The 1,059-nt window shown below is 40.1% G+C and carries 1 protein-coding gene; it reads left to right on the top strand.

The features are described from left to right. Window positions 1-339: 339 nt before the first annotated feature. Window positions 340-1,059: B3/4 domain-containing protein (locus tag DW657_RS05225; protein WP_118311671.1), on the top strand; the 720-nt coding region annotated here is incomplete at its 3' end.

Below are 1,059 nucleotides of genomic sequence, written 5' to 3'. Positions count from 1 at the left end.
AGTACTAACTATTTTCCATTCCACCAAATGTTTTGAGGAAAAAGTTGCTTTTTTCTTTAGAATTTAACATTCATAAACACAATAAAGTTCTAAAACAGTTTTTTCACCTTATTATATATATAGACACTCGAAACGCATTTGTGCTCGGACACACATATACATTTTAAGCTAGCAAGCCTAAAACATTTACCAGGATTCAGCAAATTCTATCCATAACAGAAGGGATAACTTGAAACTTTCCACAAAAAAGAGGCATATTATTTGGCTATTACAGTATTTCTTCGTATTTTTGCCTTGTCTATTCAAGAGTTTTTAATTATATAAAAGGAGAAAAGTATCATGAAGATTATCGTTTCACAAGAAATAGAATCAGTATGTCCTACTTTTGTAGGTGCATGCGTAGAAGCTCATGTTGAGAACTCGCCTTATTGCAAAGAACTTTGGGATGAGATAAATGCGCTCGGAGAAAAGTTCAAAAGTTCTCTCACAACAGAATCGCTCAAAGAGATAAGCGGTATTGCTGCAACAAGAAAGGTATATCGCGCCTGCGGCAAGGACCCTTCCCGCTATCGCCCGGCATCTGAAGCCCTTATCCGCAGAATACTGCAGGGCAAGGAACTCTATCAGAGAGATACCTTAGTTGATCTGGTAAACCTGGCAAGCATAGCCTATGGCTATAGCATAGGTGGTTTTGATGCCGACAAGTTCGAAGGCGACACGCTTATTTTAGGAGTGGGCAAGGCAGGCGAGCCTTACGAAGGCATAGGAAGAGGAATGATCAATATAGAAGGCTTACCTGTATATAGAGATGAAGCGGGAGGTGTAGGAACTCCTACCAGCGACCACGAACGTACAAAAATGACACTCGGCACCACTCACCTCGTGGTTCTCATCAACGGATATGATGGTGACGAACAACACGTACGTGAGAATGCCGAGTTCATTCTGCAACTCTTAAGCAAATATTGCAAGAGCAGCGGGGGAAGTTATTTTATCTATCATTTGCAGAAAAAAAATAAGGTGGATCATAAATCTCCTTTCACGGAATGTGGATTATAC

This window comes from Prevotella sp. AM23-5 (genome assembly GCF_003473645.1).
GTDB lineage: Bacteria > Bacteroidota > Bacteroidia > Bacteroidales > Bacteroidaceae > Prevotella > Prevotella copri_A.
Note: the sequence above shows the minus strand (reverse complement) of the source record. Positions and strands in the feature narration are given on the sequence as shown.